Here is an 18,717-nt window from a genome sequence, read left to right on the forward strand (position 1 = left end):
ATGAAGCCTTCGCGAGCAGGCTCGCTCCCACATCGGTTATGCGGTGTTGCTTACGGTTTTACCAGATGCGCATCCAGGCTGTTCTGCGCCAGGCGCTTGGCCTGATCCTGGGTCATGCCCAGGTGTTCATGCAGCGCATGGAAGTTCTCGGTGACGTAGCCGCCGAAGTACGCCGGGTCATCGGAGTTGACGGTGACCTTCACCCCACGCTCTAGCATGTCGAGGATGTTGTGCTGCGACATGTGATCGAACACGCAGAGCTTGGTGTTCGACAGCGGGCACACAGTTAACGGGATCTGCTCGTCGATGATCCGCTGCATCAGGCGCTCGTCTTCGATGGCGCGTACGCCATGGTCGATACGCTGGATCTTCAGCAGGTCGATGGCTTCCCAGATGTATTCCGGCGGGCCTTCTTCACCGGCGTGGGCGACGGTCAGGAAACCCTCGTGGCGGGCGCGGTCGAACACACGCTGGAACTTGCTTGGTGGGTGACCCATCTCCGAGCTGTCGAGACCGACGGCGACAAACGCATCACGGAACGGCAGCGCCTGATCGAGGGTTTTCTGTGCTTCGTCTTCGCTCAGGTGGCGCAGGAAGCTCAGGATCAAACCGCTGGTGATGCCCAGTTGCTGTTCGCCATCCTTGAGTGCCGCAGCGATGCCGTTGAGCACCACTTCGAACGGGATGCCCCGGTCGGTGTGGGTCTGCGGGTCGAAGAACGGTTCGGTGTGAATCACGTTCTGCGCTTTGCAGCGCAGCAGGTAGGCCCAGGTCAGGTCGTAGAAGTCCTGCGAGGTGCGCAGCACGTCGGCGCCCTGGTAATACAGGTCGAGGAATTCCTGCAGGTTGTTGAAGGCGTAGGCCTTGCGCAGGGTTTCGACATCGCTCCACGGCAGGGCGATCTTGTTGCGTTCGGCCAGGGCGAACAGCAACTCAGGCTCCAGCGAGCCTTCCAGATGCAGGTGCAGTTCGGCCTTGGGCAGGGCGTTGAGCCAATCGTACATATTCTTTTCTCATCAGGTGCAGATGGCGGCCATTCTACAGATGCGCGCCGAAACAATTGGCAAAACCTGACCAAGCGATCCATCACACCGCTTGCGGCTCGCGCCGATAGGCGTAGGTATCGGCGAAGCGCGACAGCAGGAATTCGGCGCAGGAGGTGGTCGGATATTTCGCCGGATGCTGTGCGTCCTGGCAACCGGGCAGGCATTCGATACGGGTGTCCGGGTGCGGCTCGGCGAAGAACGGCATCGAATAGCGATCCACCCCCAGCGGGCTGATCACCCGATGCGGGGTCGAGCGATAGCGGTCGTTGCTCCAGCGCGCCATCATGTCGCCGAGGTTGACCACGAAGGTGCCGTCAATCGGTGGCGCGTCGATCCATTCACCGTTGATGTTCTTCACTTGCAGGCCGCCGGCGCTGTCCTGGTAGAGCAGGGTGATGCAGCCGTAATCGGTGTGCGCTCCGGCGCCTTGCTGTTCGGCGCTGCTGGCGGTGTGGCGTGGTGGGTAGTGGATCATCCGCAGTACGCTGACCGGCTCAACGAAGCGCGAATCGAAGAAGTCGCGTTCGATCCCCAGCGCAATCGTCATCGCCCGCAGCAGGGTTTGCGCGAGCGCCTGCATGTCGAGGTAATGCTGCTCCATCAGCGCCTCCCAGCCTGCTTGTGCCGGATGACGATTCGGCCCGCGCAGCGGTTTTTCCGCGAGCACCTCGGGATGATCCGCCGGCAAGTGCAGGCCCATGTCGAAGGTTTCCTTGAGGTCGCTGGGTTTGTCCGGGTCGAGCTGTTCGGTGGCAATGGCGCCGTAGCCGCGGTGGTGACGGGTCTGGGTGATGTCGATCCTGAGTTTTTCTTCGGTCGGTTGCGCAAAAAAACGCTGGGCTTGGTCGAGCAGCGAGTCGATGCGCTGTGCGGAAATCGGGTGGCCCTTGATGTAGAAAAAGCCCCATTCGCGGCAGGCTTTGTCAATCTGTGCGGCGACGGCGGGCCAGGCGTTTTGGTCGTTGGTGTAGAGCGGTGAGATGTCGATGATCGGAAGACTGTTCATACACAATCCTTGAATACGCTGGGTTCCAATGTGGGAGCGAGCCTGCTCGCGAAGAGGGAGTGTCAGACAACATTTTTGTTTAATGACACACCGCTTTCGCGAGCAGGCTCGCTCCCACAGGTTTTTGTGTGGTGAATCGGAGGATTACTTCGGCATCTCGGCCTTCATCCCTTCCACGTAATAGTTCATCGACGCCAATTCGGCATTGGTTGCGCTCACCCCTGCAGGGATTTTCTCCACGCCGGCCTGATCCTTGATCGGCCCGGTGAACGGTTGCAGCGCGCCGCTCTTGATGTCGGCGATAATTTGTTCGGCCTCGGCCTTCACTGGCGCCGGTACCAGATCGCTGATCGGCAGCTCAACCGTGCCTTCCTTCAGCCCGCCCCAGTAGTCCTGGGATTTCCAGCTGTGGTCGATCACGCTTTGCGTGGCCTGAATGTAGTGCGGCGCCCAGTCGTTGACGATCGAGGTCAGCACCGCTTTCGGGCCGAAATGCGCCATGTCCGAGGCATAACCCACGGCGTACACGCCACGCCGTTCGGCGGCCTGAATCGGCGCCGGGCTGTCGGTGTGCTGGAACACCACGTCCACGCCCTGATCGATCAGCGCGTTGGCGGCGTCGGCTTCCTTGCCCGGGTCGAACCACGAGTTGACCCACACCACCTTGATCTCGGTGCCAGGGTTGTACTTGTTCAGCGCCAGCTGGATGGCGTTGATGTCGCGGATCACTTCCGGAATCGGGAACGAGGCGACATAGCCGATCTTCTTGCTCTTGGTCATCTTCGCCGCGAGGAAACCGCCAACGTAACGACCCTCGTAAGTGCGCGCCAGGTAGGTGCCGAGGTTCTTGTCCTGCTTGTAGCCGGTGGCGTGTTCGAAGGTCGCCTTGGGAAACTGTTTGGCGACTTTCAGCGTCGGGTTCATGTAGCCGAAAGAGGTGGTGAAGATCAGGTCGTAGTTGTCCTTGGCCATGTTGCGGATCACCCGCTCGGCGTCGGCGCCCTCGGCCACGTTCTCGACGTAATTGGTGGTGATCTGCGGGCCGAATTTCTCCGCCAGCGCCTTGCGCCCCTGTTCATGCTGATACGTCCAGCCGTGGTCGCCAATCGGGCCGATGTAGACGAAACCGACCTTCAGCGGATCGGCAGCGCTGGCGCTCAGGCTGATCCCCAGACCGATGGCGGCGCACAGCAGTTTGTGCAGCGGACGTATTTGCATGAATTGGAGCTCCATTTTGTTGTGTGTGGTCAGGGGCAATGCAAATTGCTGACCAACAGGACAACAAACAATCCGAAACCGAGGTGCGGCCTTCGCGAGCAGGCTCGCTCCCACAGGGCAACGCGATCAAATGTGGGAGTGAGCCTGCTCGCGAAGAGGCCGGCAAGGCCGATAAAAGTGCATGCCTGAACCAGCTGCCATCCACTGGTGCGCTAAGGTGTAACGAAACGTTAGCGCCGCGCCGCAGTCAGTAGCTCATTCGAACCTCTCGGCAAAAAGGCCCGCCATGCTCACGATCCTCAAGCAAGAAAGCTTTCTGCTGCTGGCGGTGATTGCCGCGTGCATCGCTTATCCGCTGGAACACTGGATGCTCCACAGCGGCCAGATCGTCGCGCTGATCTGCGGTCTGGTGCTGATCGCCTTCATCGTCGCCGCCTCGATGCGCGTCGCCCATCATGCCGAACTGCTCGCAGAAAAAGTCGGCGACCCCTACGGCACGATGATCCTGACCCTCGCTGCGGTGCTGGTGGAAGTGGTGATCCTGGCGATCATGATGAGCAACGAGGCGTCCGCCACGCTGGTGCGGGACACGATCTATTCGGCGGTGATGCTCGACATTAACGGCATCCTCGGCCTCGCCGCGTTGATGGGCGGGCTCAAGCACGGCGAGCAGTCGTACAACGATGATTCGGCACGCAGCTACAGCGTGATGATCCTCACCGCCATGGGCGTATCGATGGTGGTGCCGGAGTTTATTCCGGCGGCCAACTGGAAGATTTATTCAGCGTTCACCATCGGTGCGATGGTGGTGCTTTACGCGCTGTTCCTGCGCATGCAGGTCGGGCCGCACAGTTATTTTTTCAGCTACAGCTACCCGGACAAACGCCGCAAGAAAGAACCGGTGGAAGATGAACCGAAACCGCTGAGCCTGACCTGGTCGATCGGCATTCTGGTGTTCGGCGTAATGGTGATCGGCGCTCTGGCCGAAGTGATGTCCAAGACCCTCGATCTGGGTCTGGAAGGTACCGGTGCACCGCCGGTGATCACGGCGATTCTGGTGGCGGCGATTTCCGCAGCGCCGGAGATTCTGACGGCGTTGCGTGCCGCGTTGGCCAACCGCATGCAATCGGTGGTGAACATTGCGATGGGCGCGTCACTGTCGACGGTGATCCTGACGGTGCCGGTGATGGAAGCGATGGCGCTGTACACCGGTCAGCCGTTTCAGATGGCGATGACCCCGGTGCAGACGGTGATGATCTTCATCACGCTGATTGTCAGTGCGATCAACCTGAATGACGGCGAGACCAATGCCATCGAAGGCATGACTCACTTTGTGCTGTTTGCGACGTTTATCATGCTGTCCCTGCTCGGCCTTTGAGGCTGACAGAGACCAATGTGGGAGCGAGCCTGCTCGCGAAAGCGGTGTGTCATTCAACAAACATGTTGTCTGACACTCCCTCTTCGCGAGCTGGCTCGCTCCCACAGTTTTGAACGGCCGTGGATCAGGTGCCGGCGATCAACTGCCGAGCCGCCTGGCTGTGATCGGCGATCAGGCCTTTGAGATCAAGCCCCTCAACCTGACCGTCCACCACGCGCCACTTGCCGCCAATCATCACCCGATCCGCACGATCGGCACCGCACAACAGCAGCGCCGAAATCGGATCATGGCTGCCCGAGAAACGCAGCTCATCGAGCTTGAACAACGCCAGATCCGCCTGCTTGCCCACCGCCAGCTCGCCAATGTCGGTACGCCCCAACAGGCTCGCCGAGCCTTTGGTTGCCCAGCCGAGCACGCGTTCCGGGGTGATTTTTTCCGCACCATAACGCAGACGCTGGATGTACAACGCCTGCCGCGCTTCGAGGATCATGTTCGACGCGTCGTTCGAGGCCGAACCATCCACGCCCAGACCGAACAACGCACCGGCATCGGTCAGATCGATGCTCGGGCAGATGCCGGAGGCCAGACGCATGTTCGAACTCGGGCAATGGCAGATACCGGTGCCGGCCTGGCCGAGGCGAGCGATTTCATCCGGGTTGAAGTGGATGCCATGGGCCAGCCAGGTGCGTGGGCCGAGCCAGCCGACGCTGTCCAGATAATCCACGGTGCGCAGGCCGAAACGCTGCAGGCAGAAATCTTCTTCGTCGAGGGTTTCCGCCAAGTGCGTGTGCAGGCGCACATCGAGTTTGTTCGCCAGTTCGGCGCTGGCCGACATGATTTCCGGGGTCACCGAGAACGGCGAGCACGGTGCCAGAGCGATCTGAATTTGCGCACCGTCGCCGCGCTCGTGGTACTCGTGAATCAGGCGCTGACTGTCGTCGAGAATCACCTGACCTTCCTGCACAGTCTGCTGCGGCGGCAGGCCGCCGTCCTTCTCGCCGAGGCTCATCGAACCGCGTGTGAGCATGGCGCGCATGCCCAGTTCACGCACGGTGTCGACTTGCACATCGATAGCGTTTTCCAGACCGTCCGGGAACAAGTAGTGGTGGTCGGCGGCGGTGGTGCAACCCGACAGCAGCAGTTCAGCCAAAGCCACTTTTGTCGCGAGGGCGAGTTTTTCCGGGGTCAGCCGCGCCCATACCGGGTACAGGGTTTTCAGCCACGGGAACAGCGGCTGATTGACCACCGGCGCCCAGGCGCGAGTCAGGGTTTGATAGAAGTGGTGATGGGTGTTGATCAGGCCCGGCAGGATCACATGCTCGCGGGCATCGAACACTTCGTTGCATGGCGCGGACGGTTGCTGACCGGCAGCGAGCACTTCGACGATCACGCCGTCTTGCAGCACCAGACCGCCACGGGCATCAAGCGCGTTGGCCGTGAAAATGGCGAGGGGGTTTTTTAACCAGGTACGGGTCGCAGGCATTGTGGCCGGCTCCTCTGAAAGTTGGGTTCAGGGTTGCCAGCTCAGTGTTGCCCTGTCTGCTGATCCAGGGTCGCCGCGAAGGACGAGGTGCGGAGTTTCAAACAAATCGCCGGATCGGGCAAGCCCAACCCGACCATTCACCACACAACCCTTGTGGGAGCGAGCCTGCTCGCGAAGGCGTCGTATCAGTCGATACATCCATTGTCTGACACACCGCATTCGCGAGCAGGCTCGCTCCCACATTGGGATTTTCAGTGCTTACCAGGGAATGGTTTCACCCTTGTAGTTGATGAAGTGATGGCCGCCCTTGCCGGTATACGCATTCACCTGATCAATCAGCCCGCGAGTGCTGGTCTCCACATCCAGGTCAGCCCCTTCACCGCCCATATCCGTCTTCACCCAGCCCGGATGCAGCGACAGCACGGTGAGTTTCTGTTCGCCCAACTGGGTGACAAAACTGTTGGTCATCGAATTCAGCGCGGCCTTGCTCGCCTTGTACAGCGCCAGCTCCGGGGCGTCGGGTACGGTGACGCTGCCCAGGCCGGAACTCATGAACGCCAGCACGCCGCTGCCATCGCGGATCTGCCCGACGAAGCGTTGCGCCAGGTTGATCGGCGCTACGGCGTTGGTGAAAAACAGTTGGCCGACTTCGGCCAGTGTCGCGCCACCCGGGGTTTGCACTTCAGGGCCTTTGACCCCGGCGTTGACGAACAGCAGGTCGAAGGTCTCGCCCTTGAGCTGCTGGCTCAGGGCGATCACCGTTTGCTGGTCGTCCATGTCGAGTTTCTCGATCCGCACCTTGCCCAGCGCTTGCAGCGCCTCGGCCTTTTGCGGATTGCGCACGGTGGCGGTCACTTGCCAGCCGTCGGCCAGCAGGGTTTTCACCAGCCCGAGGCCCAAGCCACGGGAGGCGCCGATGATCAGTGCGTTTTTTGCCTGGGACATGACGGGGTTCCTTGAAAGTTACGGTTCACGGATTCAATGGACACGCCTGACCGAGCCGTAGTTGCAACACTCGTCGCAACACATCGAGCCGGGTCTCAAAAGAGCTGTTGATCCCGAAGCATACTCCAGACTTTAGCGTGGTTGCTTCTCGAATTCGCAGGACCCTCAGCGGTGTTCGCAAGTCAGATACACAACACCACACTGTGGGAGCGGGCTTGCTCGCGAAGAGGCCGGCAGGGTCATCGCTTTAATGCCCCGCCTGCCACGGCTGCCCCAACGACACCGGCGCATACAACCGAGTCCGAACGGCATCGCGCGACAACAGCACCAACACCACAATCGTCGCCACATACGGCAGCATCGCCAGCAGACTCGACGGAATCGCCAGCCCCAAGCCCTGCGCCACCAGATGCAGGATGCTGGCGAGGCCAAACAGATAAGCCCCGAGCAACAAGCGCCACACCCGCCAACTGGCAAACACCACCAGCGCCAGGGCAATCCAGCCGCGTCCGGCGGTCATGTTCTCGGCCCACATCGGCGTGTAAGCCAGGGACAGATAGGCACCGGCCAAACCGGCCATCGCCCCGCCGAACAGCACCGCCAGCGTGCGCACGGTCAGCACCGGCAGGCCCATCGCACTGGCCGCGTCCGGGTTCTCACCAACGGCCTGAATGATCAGCCCGACACGGCTTTTGATGATCACCCACGCCACCAGCGCAAACAGCGCGAACGACAGGTACACCAGCAAGTCCTGAGCAAACAGCATGCGCCCGATCAGCGGAATCTCACTCAAGTACGGAATCGCCAACGGCTCGAATCCGGCCAACGGCTTGCCGACCCACGCTGCACCGACAAAGGTCGACAGGCCCACACCGAAGATCGTCAGCGCCAGCCCGGTCGCCACCTGATTGGCGTTGAACACTAGCGCCACCAGGGCAAACAGCGATGACAACAACATTCCCGCGAGCATCGCCAGCAACACACCGAGCCACAAGTTGCCGCTGTTAAGGGCGACGATAAAACCGATCACCGCGCCAAACAGCATCATTCCTTCCTGGCCGAGATTGAGCACGCCGCTCTTCTCGCAGATCAACTCACCCAGCGCCACCAACAACAGCGGCGTGCCGCAACGCACCATGGCGTAGAAAATATTGCTCAGCAGATCGATATCCATCACAGCGCTCCGGCGGTTACGGCGGTGGTCGACGCGCGCCGTGTCCAGCGCAGTTTCAGACGTGGCCGATAGAGAATCAGCACGTCGCAGGCCAGCAGGAAAAACAGCATCATTCCCTGAAACAGTTGGGTGATGGCTTGCGGCAGATTGAGGGTCATTTGCGCGCTTTCACCGCCGATGTACAGCAGCGCCATCAGCAGGCTGGAGAACAGAATCCCGATCGGGTTCAACCGCCCGAGAAACGCCACGGTGATTGCTGCATAGCCATAGCCCGGCGAGACTTGCGGCACCAATTGCCCGATCGGCCCGGTCACTTCGCAAACCCCGGCCAGCCCGGCCAAACCACCGCTGATCAACAGCGCGAGCCAGATCAGACGCTTCTCACGAAAGCCGACAAAACCCGCCGCACGTTTATCCAGACCGAGCACTTTGATCTGGAAACCGACGAAGCTTTTCTGCAACAACACCCACACCGCAACCAGCGCGAGCAGGGCGAAATACACCCCGGCATGCACCCGGCCATCCTCCATCAGCAGCGGCAGGCGACTGGCGTCGCCGAACATCGCCGACTCGGGAAAGTTGTAGCCGGCCGGATCCTTCAGCGGCCCGTGCACGCAGAACAGCAACAGGTTCAGCGCGATGTAATTGAGCATGATGCTGGTGAGGATTTCGTTGGCGTTGAAGCGCGTGCGCAGCCATGCCGTCAGCCCGGCCCAAGCGGCCCCGGCGAAGGTCCCGGTGAGCAGAATCAGCACCAGCGCCCAACGGCTCTGCAGGTCGATGATGTTCACCGCCAAGGCACTGCCGGCGAGTGCACCGAGGAGCAACTGGCCTTCGGCGCCGATGTTCCAGATTCGCGCTTGATAAGCCACGGACAGACCGAGTGCGCAAAGCAGAATCGGCAGCGCCTTGACCAGCAGTTCGGAGACGCCATACAGATCGCTGACCGGTGCGATCAACAGCGTGTGCAAGGTTTGCAGCGGGTCATGTCCCAGAGCGATGAACAACAGCGAGCCGCAACCGAGTGTCAGCAGTGCTGCCAGCAACGGCGAGCACCACAACATCAGGCGCGATTGCTGGCCACGGGGTTCGAGGGAAAGCAGCATGTTGGGAAAACTCCGTCAGGCCGTGGCCGATGAATGCGTGGGGTTGATGTGCCCGGCCATCCAGCCGCCGACATCGCTCAGCAGGGTGTCGGTGGTGTTCTGCAGCGGCGACAGACGCCCGGCGCACAGGGCGCCGAGGCGGTCGCTGATCTGGAACAGTTCGTCGAGGTCTTCGGAGATCACCAGGATCGCCGCGCCGGCATCGCGCAGGGCAATCAGCGCGCGGTGAATGGTCGCCGCTGCGCCAACGTCCACGCCCCAGGTCGGGTGCGCGGCGATCAGCAGTTTCGGTTGCTGGAGGATTTCCCGGCCAAGAATGAATTTCTGCAGATTGCCGCCGGACAGGCTGCGCGCGGCCGCGTGAATGCCCGGGGTTTTCACCCCGAAGCGCTGAATGATCTGTTGGGCAAGGGCTTCGACTTTGCTGCGCTCGATCAAACCGTTGCTCACCAGCCCCTGTTGAAAGGCCGTGAGCAAGGCGTTGTCGGCAAGGCTCAGTTCCGGCACTGCGCCGTGGCCCAGGCGTTCTGCCGGGACGAACGCCAGACCGAGTTGGCGCCGCGCATCCGGGCGCAAATCGGCGACCGCTTGCCCGGCGAAACGAATCGTTGTCGCGCCGTCGCGGGGCAGTGTTTGTTCACCGCTGAGCAGGGCGAGCAACTCATCCTGGCCATTGCCCGCGACCCCGGCGATGCCGACGATTTCGCCGCCGCGCACTTGCAGATTGATGTCGCTCAACGAGCAGCCGAAGGGATCGGGGTTGTGCCAGCTCAAGCCGTTGACCTGTAGAAAGTCCGCGCCGCCACTGACCTTCGGATATTCGCCGATCAACGCCGCCGCTTCGCCGACCATCATCTGCGCCAATTGCTGATCCGAGCATTCGGCCGGCCGGCAATGCCCGGCGACCCGCCCGCCGCGCAAAACCGTGGCGCTATGGCACAGGGCGCGCACTTCCGCGAGCTTGTGGCTGATAAACAGAATGCTGCAACCCTCGGCGGCGAGGCGGCGCAGGGTGATGAACAGTTCGTCGGCCTCTTGTGGCGTCAGCACCGACGTCGGCTCGTCGAGGATCAGCAGGCGAATGTCCTGCATCAGGCAACGAATGATCTCCACCCGTTGCCGCTCGCCAATCGACAGGCTGTGGACAAGTCGCTCCGGCTCCAGCGCCATGCCGTAGCGGCGCGACACTTCGCGAATTTTCGGCTCAAGCTGTTTCGGCGTACCGGCCTCGGCGCCCATTGCCAGAGCAATGTTCTGCGCGACGCTGAGGGTTTCGAACAGCGAGAAATGCTGGAACACCATGCCGATCCCCAACTGCCGGGCCTGCGCCGGGTTGCGAATATTTACTCGCTGACCCTGCCAGAGCATTTCCCCCGTATCGGCCTGGGTCACGCCGTAGATGATCTTCATCAGTGTGCTTTTGCCCGCGCCGTTCTCACCGAGCAGGGCGTGGATTTCCCCCGGCGCGATGCTCAGGTCGATGGCGTCATTGGCCAGGCAACCGGGGTAGCGTTTGCTGATCTGGCGCAGTTGCAGGCGCGGCGTTGAATCTGGGCTTGGCATGACAGGCTCGACTGACTTGGAGTTGTGCCTGTGGATAAAGCAATTTCCTGGCCATTGAGTCAGGAACGCCCGCCGTAACTGTTGCCGCGTGCCGGCGGCAGAGCGTCGCGCTGAAAAACGCAGGAGGAGCGGGCACCAATTCAGCGCAAAGCCGTTGATCAGGCTCCACTTTTGCACCGTGACGAACTGGTTAAAAAACGAGCAGCCGGGTCGAAGCTATACAGAACCTGCTACTGCGCCAGCCATGAACGGCTTATCCACAGGTTGTTCCACAGTATTTGTGCGCAATTGGAAATCCTCGGCATAAGCGCTGCGGTGCTATCTCCCAATGGTGATAAACAGCGCTAACTATCTGTTTTTACGTGGGATTTCTCTTTTTTCATGCGCAATGGACGAAAAGTGAGCAAATCGCGCAAAGCCACGTGACAGAAGGGTTACAGCCATATGTGCTCAGGTTATCCACAGTCGGGTGCACAGCAGATGTGGGCAAGTTGCTGGAATAAAGAAATCCGTCGATGCCCTAAAAGATCGCAGCCTTCGGCAGCTCCTACAGGGAAACGCAAAGTCCTGTGCAGGAGCTGACGAAGGCTGCGATCTTTTGCTCTTCTAACGCTGCAGCACTATCCGCCCACGGCTGAGATCCGCCAGCTGCGTTTGCAACAACTCGATCTGCGCCTCACCCACCGCCAACTGCAACTCAACACCATTGGCAGTGAAGTTTTCTTCCACTACCAAGCCACCCAGATCCGCCACCCGCAGCTTCACCAGCGCCAACTCGGCAAAGCCGCAGGCGCAACTGAGCGGTACCCGGCTGATCAACTCGACTTTTGCCGCCGCTTGCAGGCACTTGTTCGCGCCGCCGCCATAGGCTCGGGCCAAACCGCCGGTGCCCAGTTGAATGCCGCCATACCAGCGGATCACCAGCACCGCGACCTGATCGCAATCCTGCGCTTCGATGGCCGCCAGAATCGGCCGTCCGGCGGTGCCGCCGGGTTCGCCGTCGTCGTTGCTGCGGTATTGCGCACCGAGTTTCCACGCCCAGCAGTTGTGCGATGCATTCAAGTCGCTGTGTTGTTCGAAGAACGCCTGCGCGTCGGCGGGGCTGGCGATCGGCGCGGCGAAGGTGATGAAGCGGCTTTTGCGAATCTCTTCGCGGTACTCGCAAAAACCACTGAGAGTGAAAGGCATAAACGTCTTAAATAGTCGGGGTGAGGCCGCAGCCTTTGAGAATGATGCGGATCAGGTTGTTGCCGGCGTCTTCCATGTCCTGCTTGGTCAGTTTGCTGCGACCGCTGACGCGGCAGATCTGCGTGGCGAAGTCGGCGTAATGCTGGGTGCTGCCCCACAGCAGGAAAATCAGGTGCACCGGATCCACCGGGTCCATCTTGCCGGCATCGATCCAGGCCTGGAACACGGCTGCGCGGCCCTGGAACCAGGCGCGGTAATCCTGGTTGAAATACTCGGTCAGGCATTCGCCACCGCTGATCACTTCCATCGCAAAGATCCGCGAAGCCTGCGGTTGGCGGCGGGAGAATTCCATCTTGGCGCGAATGTAGCGGGTCAGCGCTTCGGCCGGATCATCCTCGGCGGTCAGGGTGTTGAAGGTGCTGTCCCACAGCTCGATGATGTTGCTCAGCACCGCCACGTACAACCCAAGCTTGTTGGTGAAGTAGTAATGCAGGTTCGCCTTGGGCAACCCGGCATTCTGCGCGATGGTGTTCATGCTGGTGCCTTTGTAACCGTGACGGGCGAACTCGTCTTCGGCGGCTTTGAGGATGGTCTCTTCGTTCTTCTGACGAATGCGGCTGGCGGGTTTGCCGCCGTGAGCAGGGACTTCAAAGGTCATAGGCACTTCCGGTTTGTCTGTGGGTGCAACCAGCTGCGTTGATAACGCACCCACAGGCATCCGACAAGTGCTGATGCAATAAAACCGTTACGCCTGTTCGATCTTGTTCAGCGCTGCGGCGGATTCGACGCGGGTGGTTTTCGCCTCCGGCAGCAACAGACACAGGATGATCGCGGTCAGGCCACCGCTGGTGATCGCCGAATCGAACAGGTTTTGCACCAGTTTCGGCAACAGATGCAGAAGGTTCGGTTGCGCGGCAATGCCCAGGCCGACGCCGAGCGAGGTGGCGATGATCAGCATGCTGCGTCGGTCCAGCGGCGACTGCGCGAGAATCCGAACACCGGCTGCCGCCACGCTGCCGAACATCACCAGGGTGGCGCCGCCGAGCACCGGTTTGGGGATCTGCTGCAGCACCGCGCCGATCATGGGGAACAGGCCAAGACAAAACAGAATCGCGCCGATGTACAGCCCGACGTAGCGGCTGGCCACGCCGGTCAACTGGATCACGCCGTTGTTCTGCGCAAACGTGGTGTTGGGGAAGGCGCTGAAGGTGGCGGCGATCATGCAGCTCACGCCGTCACCGAGCACGCCGCCGCGCAGTCGGCTTATATAAGAGGGGCCGCTGATCGGCTGGCGGGCGAGCATGCAATTGGCCGTGAGGTCGCCGACGGTTTCGATGGTGCTGATCAGATAAATCAGCGCGACGGGCAGGAAAGCTGTCCAGTCAAAGCTGAATCCGAACTTGAAGGGTGCAGGAAGACTGACCAGCGGCAAGTCAGGCAATGCTTGCGGAACCAGTTTCCCGCTGAACCACGCGGCCAGACTGCCGAGCAGCAGTCCGATAATGATGGCCGACAGCCGCACCCACGGCGTGTTCGAGCGGTTGAGCAGGATGATCGTCAGCAACACGAACACCCCCAGCGCCAGATTGCCCGGCGCGCCGAAGTCCGGCGCATTGAATCCACCGCCCAGATCGGTGATGCCGACCTTGATCAGACTGACGCCGATCAGGGTGATGACGATCCCGGTCACTAGCGGCGTAACAACCCGGCGTATTTGACCGATGAAACGGCTGAGGACGATCTGCACCACCGCGCCGAAAAAGCACACGCCGAAGATCATCGCCAGAATGTCCTCCGGGCTGCCGCCACGCTGCTTGACCAGAAACCCGGCCGACAGCACCGCGCCGAGAAAGGCGAAACTGGTGCCCTGCAAACAGATCATCCCGGCGCCGATGCCGAACGGCCGCCGCGCCTGAATAAAGGTGCCGACCCCGGAAACCATCAGCGCCATGCTGATCAGGTACGGCAAGTGTGCGGTCAGGCCGAGGGCCGAGCCGATCACCAGCGGCGGGGTGATGATGCCAACGAAACTGGCGAGCACGTGTTGCAGGGCGGCGAGGATCGCGGCGGGTGGTTTTGGGCGGTCGTCGAGGCCGTAGATCAGGTCGCTGGACGGTTCAGAATCTGGCTGCATGGCTTAACTTCTTGTTGAAGGATCGGGGTTGATCCTGCTTTGCAAAAAGCTGTCCACTTGCTCAGGTTCTTCAGTGATTTTGTGGTTGAAAACCTGATCTGTCGGGCCTTGCAGGATTTTTCAACGCGTCGCCGCCAAGCTCTCCAGAAAGCTCTCCAGCACCAAATGAGGGCGCCGCCCCTTGCGCGTGACCGATGCCAGACTCAAATCATAAAAACGTGTCGTCGATTTCAGCGCACGCAAGCGACCTTGCTGCACCCACAGGCTGGCGTAATGATCCGGCAGATAACCGATGTAACGCCCGGTCAAAATCAAAAACGCCATGCCCTCACGGTCGGACGCACTGGCGGTGCAATTGAGCGCCTGGTAATGCGCCTGAATCTCCGCCGGCAAACGAAACGTCGGGGCAATCGCGTCCTGACTATTAAGACGTTCGTCATCCAGTTGCTTGTCATCGACATAGAACAGCGGGTGGCCGACCGCGCAATAAAGCAGCGAGCGTTCGCTGTACAACGGCTGATATTCCAGCCCCGACAGTGCGCTGGCCTGCGGCACCACGCCGACATGCAGGCGACCGTCGAGTACGCCTTGTTCGACTTCATTGGGTGCGATCATGCGAATCTGGATCTGCACGTCCGGCCCGCGTTCCTTCAGCTGAGCGAGGGCATGGGTGATGCGCATGTGGGGCAGGGTGACGAGGTTGTCGGTCAGGCCGATGATCAGTTCGCCGCGCAGGTGCTGGTGCAGGCCATTGACCTCGGTGCGGAAACTTTCCAGCGCACTTAACAGTTGCAGCGCTGACTGATAAACCTCGCGGCCCTCTTCGGTCAGCGAGAACCCGGCGCGGCCGCGCTGGCACAAACGCAGGCCGAGGCGCTGTTCGAGATCGCTCATTTGCTGGCTGATCGCCGAGCGACCGATGCCAAGCACGGTTTCCGCCGCCGAGAAGCCGCCGCACTCCACCACGCTGCGGAAAATCCGCAGCAGGCGAATATCAAAATCACTGACCTGGGCCAGCGGATCGGGGCGGCGACTGCTCATGCTGTTGTTCTCATTGTTTAGCAGGCTTCTAACTGAAGGTTAGAAAAGTTGGATTTCACCGACTTTATCCGCGTGGCAATTTAGCTGCAACAACGTTTTTTATCTCCCTGATGCTTATGCCCTGCGAGGTTTTGCCCGATGAACATGCCTGAAAACGCGCCGTCGCCACTGGCCAGCCAACTGAAGCTGGACGCGCACTGGATGCCGTACACCGCCAACCGCAACTTCCAGCGCGATCCGCGTCTGATCGTGGGTGCCGAAGGCAGCTGGCTGTTCGATGACAAGGGCCGCAAGATCTACGATTCGCTGTCCGGTCTGTGGACCTGCGGCGCCGGGCACACCCGCAAGGAAATTCAGGAAGCGGTATCCAAACAACTGGGCACCCTCGATTACTCGCCAGGCTTCCAGTACGGCCATCCGCTGTCGTTCCAGTTGGCGGAAAAGATCACTGACCTGACCCCGGGCAACCTGAACCACGTGTTCTTCACCGACTCCGGCTCCGAATGCGCCGACACCGCGGTGAAAATGGTCCGTGCCTACTGGCGTCTGAAAGGTCAGTCGACCAAGACCAAAATGATCGGCCGTGCCCGTGGTTATCACGGCGTGAACATCGCCGGCACCAGCCTCGGCGGCGTCAACGGCAACCGCAAACTGTTCGGTCAGGCGATGATGGATGTCGATCACCTGCCGCACACGCTGCTGGCCAGCAACGCATTCTCCCGTGGCATGCCGGAGCAGGGCGGTATCGCTCTGGCCGATGAGCTGCTGAAGTTGATCGAACTGCACGACGCGTCGAACATCGCGGCGGTCTTCGTTGAGCCAATGGCCGGTTCCGCTGGCGTACTGGTTCCACCGCAGGGTTACCTGAAGCGTCTGCGCGAGATCTGCGATCAGCACAACATCCTGCTGGTCTTCGACGAAGTGATTACCGGTTTCGGCCGTACCGGTTCGATGTTCGGTGCCGAGAGCTTTGGCGTGACCCCGGACCTGATGTGCATCGCCAAGCAAGTCACCAACGGCGCGATTCCGATGGGCGCAGTGATTGCCAGCTCCGAGATCTACCAGACCTTCATGAATCAGCCGACTCCGGAATACGCGGTGGAATTCCCCCACGGCTACACCTACTCGGCCCACCCGGTGGCGTGCGCCGCTGGCCTGGCGGCACTCGACCTGCTGCAAAAGGAAAACCTGGTGCAGAGCGTGGCCGAGGTTGCACCGCATTTCGAAAATGCCCTGCACGGTTTGAAAGGTTCGAAGAACGTCATCGACATCCGTAACTACGGCCTGGCCGGTGCGATCCAGATAGCCCATCGTGATGGCGACGCCATCGTCCGTCCGTTCGAAGCGGGCATGGCTCTGTGGAAAGCCGGGTTCTACGTGCGCTTCGGCGGCGACACTCTGCAGTTCGGCCCAACTTTCAACAGCAAGCCGCAAGACCTCGATCGTCTGTTCGACGCGGTTGGCGAAGTGCTGAACAAGCTCGACTGATTTTTCCCTTTATATATACCTGCGAATAACAGGCGCCCCATGTGGGCGTCTGTACACAAGAATTCAGGAGTTTTCGATGAGCGTTATCCCGCATTTGATCAATGGCGAACTGGTGACCGAGAACGGTCGCGCGGTTGATGTGTTCAACCCGTCCACCGGTCAGGCGATCCACAAGCTGCCTCTGGCCACCCGCGAAACCATTCAACACGCGATCGACGCCGCCAAGGCTGCGTTCCCGGCATGGCGCAACACTCCTCCGGCCAAGCGTGCCCAGGTGATGTTCCGCTTCAAGCAACTGCTGGAGCAGAACGAAGCACGCATCTCGCAATTGATCAGCGAAGAACACGGCAAGACCCTCGAAGACGCCGCCGGTGAACTGAAGCGCGGTATCGAGAACGTCGAGTTCGCCTGCGCCGCCCCGGAAATCCTCAAGGGCGAATACAGCCGCAACGTCGGCCCGAACATCGACGCCTGGTCGGACTTCCAGCCACTGGGTGTGGTTGCAGGTATCACGCCATTCAACTTCCCGGCGATGGTGCCACTGTGGATGTACCCACTGGCGATCGTCTGCGGCAACTGCTTTATCCTAAAACCGTCCGAGCGTGACCCAAGCTCGACGCTGCTGATCGCTCAATTGCTGATCGAAGCCGGTCTGCCGAAAGGCGTGCTGAGCGTGGTGCATGGCGACAAGACTGCAGTGGACGCGCTGATTGAAGCGCCGGAAGTCAAAGCGCTGAGCTTTGTTGGTTCGACGCCGATTGCCGAATACATCTACGCCGAAGGTACCAAGCGCGGCAAACGCGTTCAGGCACTGGGCGGCGCGAAGAACCATGCGGTGCTGATGCCGGATGCGGATCTGGACAACGCAGTCAGCGCGCTGATGGGCGCGGCCTATGGTTCTTGCGGTGAGCGCTGCATGGCGATTTCGGTCGCAGTGTGTGTCGGCGATCAGGTAGCGGATGCGCTGGTGGCGAAACTGGTTCCACAGATCAAGGCGCTGAAAATCGGTGCCGGCACTTCGTGCGGTCTCGACATGGGCCCACTGGTAACCGGTCAGGCGCGGGACAAGGTCAGTGGTTATGTCGATGACGGTGTGGCAGCGGGCGCGACCCTGGTGGTCGACGGTCGCGGCTTGAGCATTCCAGGTAACGAAGAGGGCTTCTTCCTCGGCGGCTGCCTGTTCGATAACGTTACCCCTGAAATGCGCATCTATAAGGAAGAGATCTTCGGACCGGTGTTGTGCGTGGTTCGCGTCAATAGCCTGGAAGAGGCGATGAAGCTGATCAACGATCACGAATACGGTAACGGCACCTGCATCTTCACTCGTGATGGTGAAGCGGCGCGCCTGTTCTGCGACGAGATCGAAGTCGGCATGGTCGGCGTCAACGTACCGCTGCCGGTTCCGGTGGCTTACCACAGCTTCGGCGGCTGGAAGCGCTCGCTGTTCGGCGACCTGCATGCCTATGGCCCGGATGGTGTGCGCTTCTATACCCGTCGCAAGGCCATCACTCAGCGTTGGCCTCAGCGTGCGAGCCATGAGGCTTCGCAGTTTGCTTTCCCTAGCTTGTAAGTAGCAGGGCAGGACGAAGGCCGACCTCTAGAGGTCGGCCTTCGTGTTTTCGTGTTTTTTCGACCGATATGACAGAAATGTGAAAAAAGCGGTTGACGGCAGATTCTGGAGGTCTATAATTCGCCCCACTTCCGGCGCAGTCGAAACGGAAAACTCCTTGAGATTCAATGAGTTACGCAGTTTTCGGCAGCGACTTGCTTCAGTTCATCGAAGCCTGGAAGGAGTTGAAAGAGCGGTGATGCTTGGCTCTTTTGACGGTTAGATCTTCTCGGTCGAAAGCGGAGAAAAAGAGGTGTTGACAGCAGCGTGTAACGCTGTAGAATTCGCCTCCCGCTAACGAGAGATCGGAAGCGCAAGTGGTTGAAGTTGTTGAAGAA

Annotated in this window: 15 protein-coding genes; 3 read left to right on the top strand and 12 right to left on the bottom strand. The window is 60.5% G+C overall.

What is annotated here, in order from left to right:
• Positions 1 to 50 precede the first annotated feature (50 nt).
• The 3 genes from H043_RS0121825 to H043_RS0121835 all read right to left on the bottom strand — a co-directional run bounded on the left by H043_RS0121825 (position 51) and on the right by H043_RS0121835 (position 3,270).
• Positions 51 to 1,004, bottom strand: a complete 954-nt coding sequence (locus H043_RS0121825) for an adenosine deaminase (protein WP_027613637.1) — start codon at positions 1,002 to 1,004, stop codon at positions 51 to 53.
• A gap of 82 nt (positions 1,005 to 1,086) precedes the next feature.
• Positions 1,087 to 2,052 carry a 2-oxoglutarate and iron-dependent oxygenase domain-containing protein gene (locus tag H043_RS0121830; protein ID WP_027613638.1) on the bottom strand — a complete coding sequence of 322 codons (966 nt, stop codon included), beginning with the start codon at positions 2,050 to 2,052 and terminating at the stop codon, positions 1,087 to 1,089.
• A gap of 144 nt (positions 2,053 to 2,196) precedes the next feature.
• A complete protein-coding gene (locus H043_RS0121835) occupies positions 2,197 to 3,270 on the bottom strand; it encodes a BMP family ABC transporter substrate-binding protein (protein ID WP_027613639.1) in 1,074 nt (357 codons plus the stop codon).
• A 286-nt stretch (positions 3,271 to 3,556) separates the two neighbouring features.
• On the opposite strand from H043_RS0121835, the gene H043_RS0121840 reads away from it, so the two are divergent.
• Positions 3,557 to 4,648, top strand: a complete 1,092-nt coding sequence (locus H043_RS0121840) for a calcium:proton antiporter (protein WP_027613640.1) — start codon at positions 3,557 to 3,559, stop codon at positions 4,646 to 4,648.
• 124 nt (positions 4,649 to 4,772) lie between these two features.
• Here H043_RS0121840 and H043_RS0121845 read toward each other — a convergent pair whose 3' ends face one another.
• From H043_RS0121845 to H043_RS0121885, 9 genes are all read right to left on the bottom strand, one after another.
• Positions 4,773 to 6,131, bottom strand: a complete 1,359-nt coding sequence (locus H043_RS0121845; protein WP_027613641.1) for an 8-oxoguanine deaminase — start codon at positions 6,129 to 6,131, stop codon at positions 4,773 to 4,775.
• Positions 6,132 to 6,389: 258 nt separating this feature from the next.
• Positions 6,390 to 7,076 (bottom strand): SDR family oxidoreductase, encoded by a 687-nt coding sequence (locus H043_RS0121850; protein ID WP_027613642.1) that lies wholly within the window; start codon positions 7,074 to 7,076, stop codon positions 6,390 to 6,392.
• A gap of 247 nt (positions 7,077 to 7,323) precedes the next feature.
• On the bottom strand, positions 7,324 to 8,250 hold the full coding sequence (locus H043_RS0121855) for an ABC transporter permease (protein ID WP_003221385.1): 927 nt from the start codon (positions 8,248 to 8,250) through the stop codon (positions 7,324 to 7,326).
• Positions 8,250 to 9,356, bottom strand: a complete 1,107-nt coding sequence (locus H043_RS0121860) for an ABC transporter permease (protein WP_027613643.1) — start codon at positions 9,354 to 9,356, stop codon at positions 8,250 to 8,252. Before H043_RS0121860 ends, H043_RS0121855 begins: the two co-directional genes overlap by 1 nt.
• Before the next feature lie 15 nt (positions 9,357 to 9,371).
• Positions 9,372 to 10,919 carry an ABC transporter ATP-binding protein gene (locus H043_RS0121865; RefSeq protein ID WP_027613644.1) on the bottom strand — a complete coding sequence of 516 codons (1,548 nt, stop codon included), beginning with the start codon at positions 10,917 to 10,919 and terminating at the stop codon, positions 9,372 to 9,374.
• 606 nt (positions 10,920 to 11,525) lie between these two features.
• Positions 11,526 to 12,107, bottom strand: a complete 582-nt coding sequence (locus H043_RS0121870; protein ID WP_027613645.1) for a YigZ family protein — start codon at positions 12,105 to 12,107, stop codon at positions 11,526 to 11,528.
• Positions 12,108 to 12,114: 7 nt separating this feature from the next.
• The gene (locus tag H043_RS0121875) at positions 12,115 to 12,765 is read right to left on the bottom strand and encodes a TetR/AcrR family transcriptional regulator (protein WP_027613646.1); all 651 of its coding nucleotides are present in this window, start codon (positions 12,763 to 12,765) and stop codon (positions 12,115 to 12,117) included.
• Positions 12,766 to 12,852: 87 nt separating this feature from the next.
• On the bottom strand, positions 12,853 to 14,241 hold the full coding sequence (locus H043_RS0121880) for a uracil-xanthine permease family protein (RefSeq protein ID WP_027613647.1): 1,389 nt from the start codon (positions 14,239 to 14,241) through the stop codon (positions 12,853 to 12,855).
• A gap of 120 nt (positions 14,242 to 14,361) precedes the next feature.
• Positions 14,362 to 15,282 (bottom strand): LysR family transcriptional regulator, encoded by a 921-nt coding sequence (locus H043_RS0121885; protein ID WP_007968115.1) that lies wholly within the window; start codon positions 15,280 to 15,282, stop codon positions 14,362 to 14,364.
• Positions 15,283 to 15,420: 138 nt separating this feature from the next.
• Between H043_RS0121885 and H043_RS0121890 the strand changes: the two genes are divergently transcribed.
• Both H043_RS0121890 and H043_RS0121895 read left to right on the top strand, forming a co-directional pair.
• Positions 15,421 to 16,770, top strand: a complete 1,350-nt coding sequence (locus H043_RS0121890; RefSeq protein ID WP_027613648.1) for an aspartate aminotransferase family protein — start codon at positions 15,421 to 15,423, stop codon at positions 16,768 to 16,770.
• A 76-nt stretch (positions 16,771 to 16,846) separates the two neighbouring features.
• Positions 16,847 to 18,340, top strand: a complete 1,494-nt coding sequence (locus H043_RS0121895) for a CoA-acylating methylmalonate-semialdehyde dehydrogenase (RefSeq protein WP_027613649.1) — start codon at positions 16,847 to 16,849, stop codon at positions 18,338 to 18,340.
• Positions 18,341 to 18,717 lie beyond the last annotated feature (377 nt).

The organism is Pseudomonas sp. URIL14HWK12:I6, from assembly GCF_000514195.1.
GTDB lineage: Bacteria > Pseudomonadota > Gammaproteobacteria > Pseudomonadales > Pseudomonadaceae > Aquipseudomonas > Aquipseudomonas putida_A.

Coding starts and splice junctions, on each gene's coding strand:
- H043_RS0121880 (WP_027613647.1), bottom strand. CDS start 14,241: ATGCAGCCAGATTCTGAACCGTCCAGCGACCTGATCTACGGCCTCGAC.
- H043_RS0121855 (WP_003221385.1), bottom strand. CDS start 8,250: ATGGATATCGATCTGCTGAGCAATATTTTCTACGCCATGGTGCGTTGC.
- H043_RS0121885 (WP_007968115.1), bottom strand. CDS start 15,282: ATGAGCAGTCGCCGCCCCGATCCGCTGGCCCAGGTCAGTGATTTTGAT.
- H043_RS0121850 (WP_027613642.1), bottom strand. CDS start 7,076: ATGTCCCAGGCAAAAAACGCACTGATCATCGGCGCCTCCCGTGGCTTG.
- H043_RS0121840 (WP_027613640.1), top strand. CDS start 3,557: ATGCTCACGATCCTCAAGCAAGAAAGCTTTCTGCTGCTGGCGGTGATT.
- H043_RS0121835 (WP_027613639.1), bottom strand. CDS start 3,270: ATGCAAATACGTCCGCTGCACAAACTGCTGTGCGCCGCCATCGGTCTG.
- H043_RS0121825 (WP_027613637.1), bottom strand. CDS start 1,004: ATGTACGATTGGCTCAACGCCCTGCCCAAGGCCGAACTGCACCTGCAT.
- H043_RS0121845 (WP_027613641.1), bottom strand. CDS start 6,131: ATGCCTGCGACCCGTACCTGGTTAAAAAACCCCCTCGCCATTTTCACG.
- H043_RS0121830 (WP_027613638.1), bottom strand. CDS start 2,052: ATGAACAGTCTTCCGATCATCGACATCTCACCGCTCTACACCAACGAC.
- H043_RS0121890 (WP_027613648.1), top strand. CDS start 15,421: ATGAACATGCCTGAAAACGCGCCGTCGCCACTGGCCAGCCAACTGAAG.
- H043_RS0121875 (WP_027613646.1), bottom strand. CDS start 12,765: ATGACCTTTGAAGTCCCTGCTCACGGCGGCAAACCCGCCAGCCGCATT.
- H043_RS0121860 (WP_027613643.1), bottom strand. CDS start 9,356: ATGCTGCTTTCCCTCGAACCCCGTGGCCAGCAATCGCGCCTGATGTTG.
- H043_RS0121865 (WP_027613644.1), bottom strand. CDS start 10,919: ATGCCAAGCCCAGATTCAACGCCGCGCCTGCAACTGCGCCAGATCAGC.
- H043_RS0121870 (WP_027613645.1), bottom strand. CDS start 12,107: ATGCCTTTCACTCTCAGTGGTTTTTGCGAGTACCGCGAAGAGATTCGC.
- H043_RS0121895 (WP_027613649.1), top strand. CDS start 16,847: ATGAGCGTTATCCCGCATTTGATCAATGGCGAACTGGTGACCGAGAAC.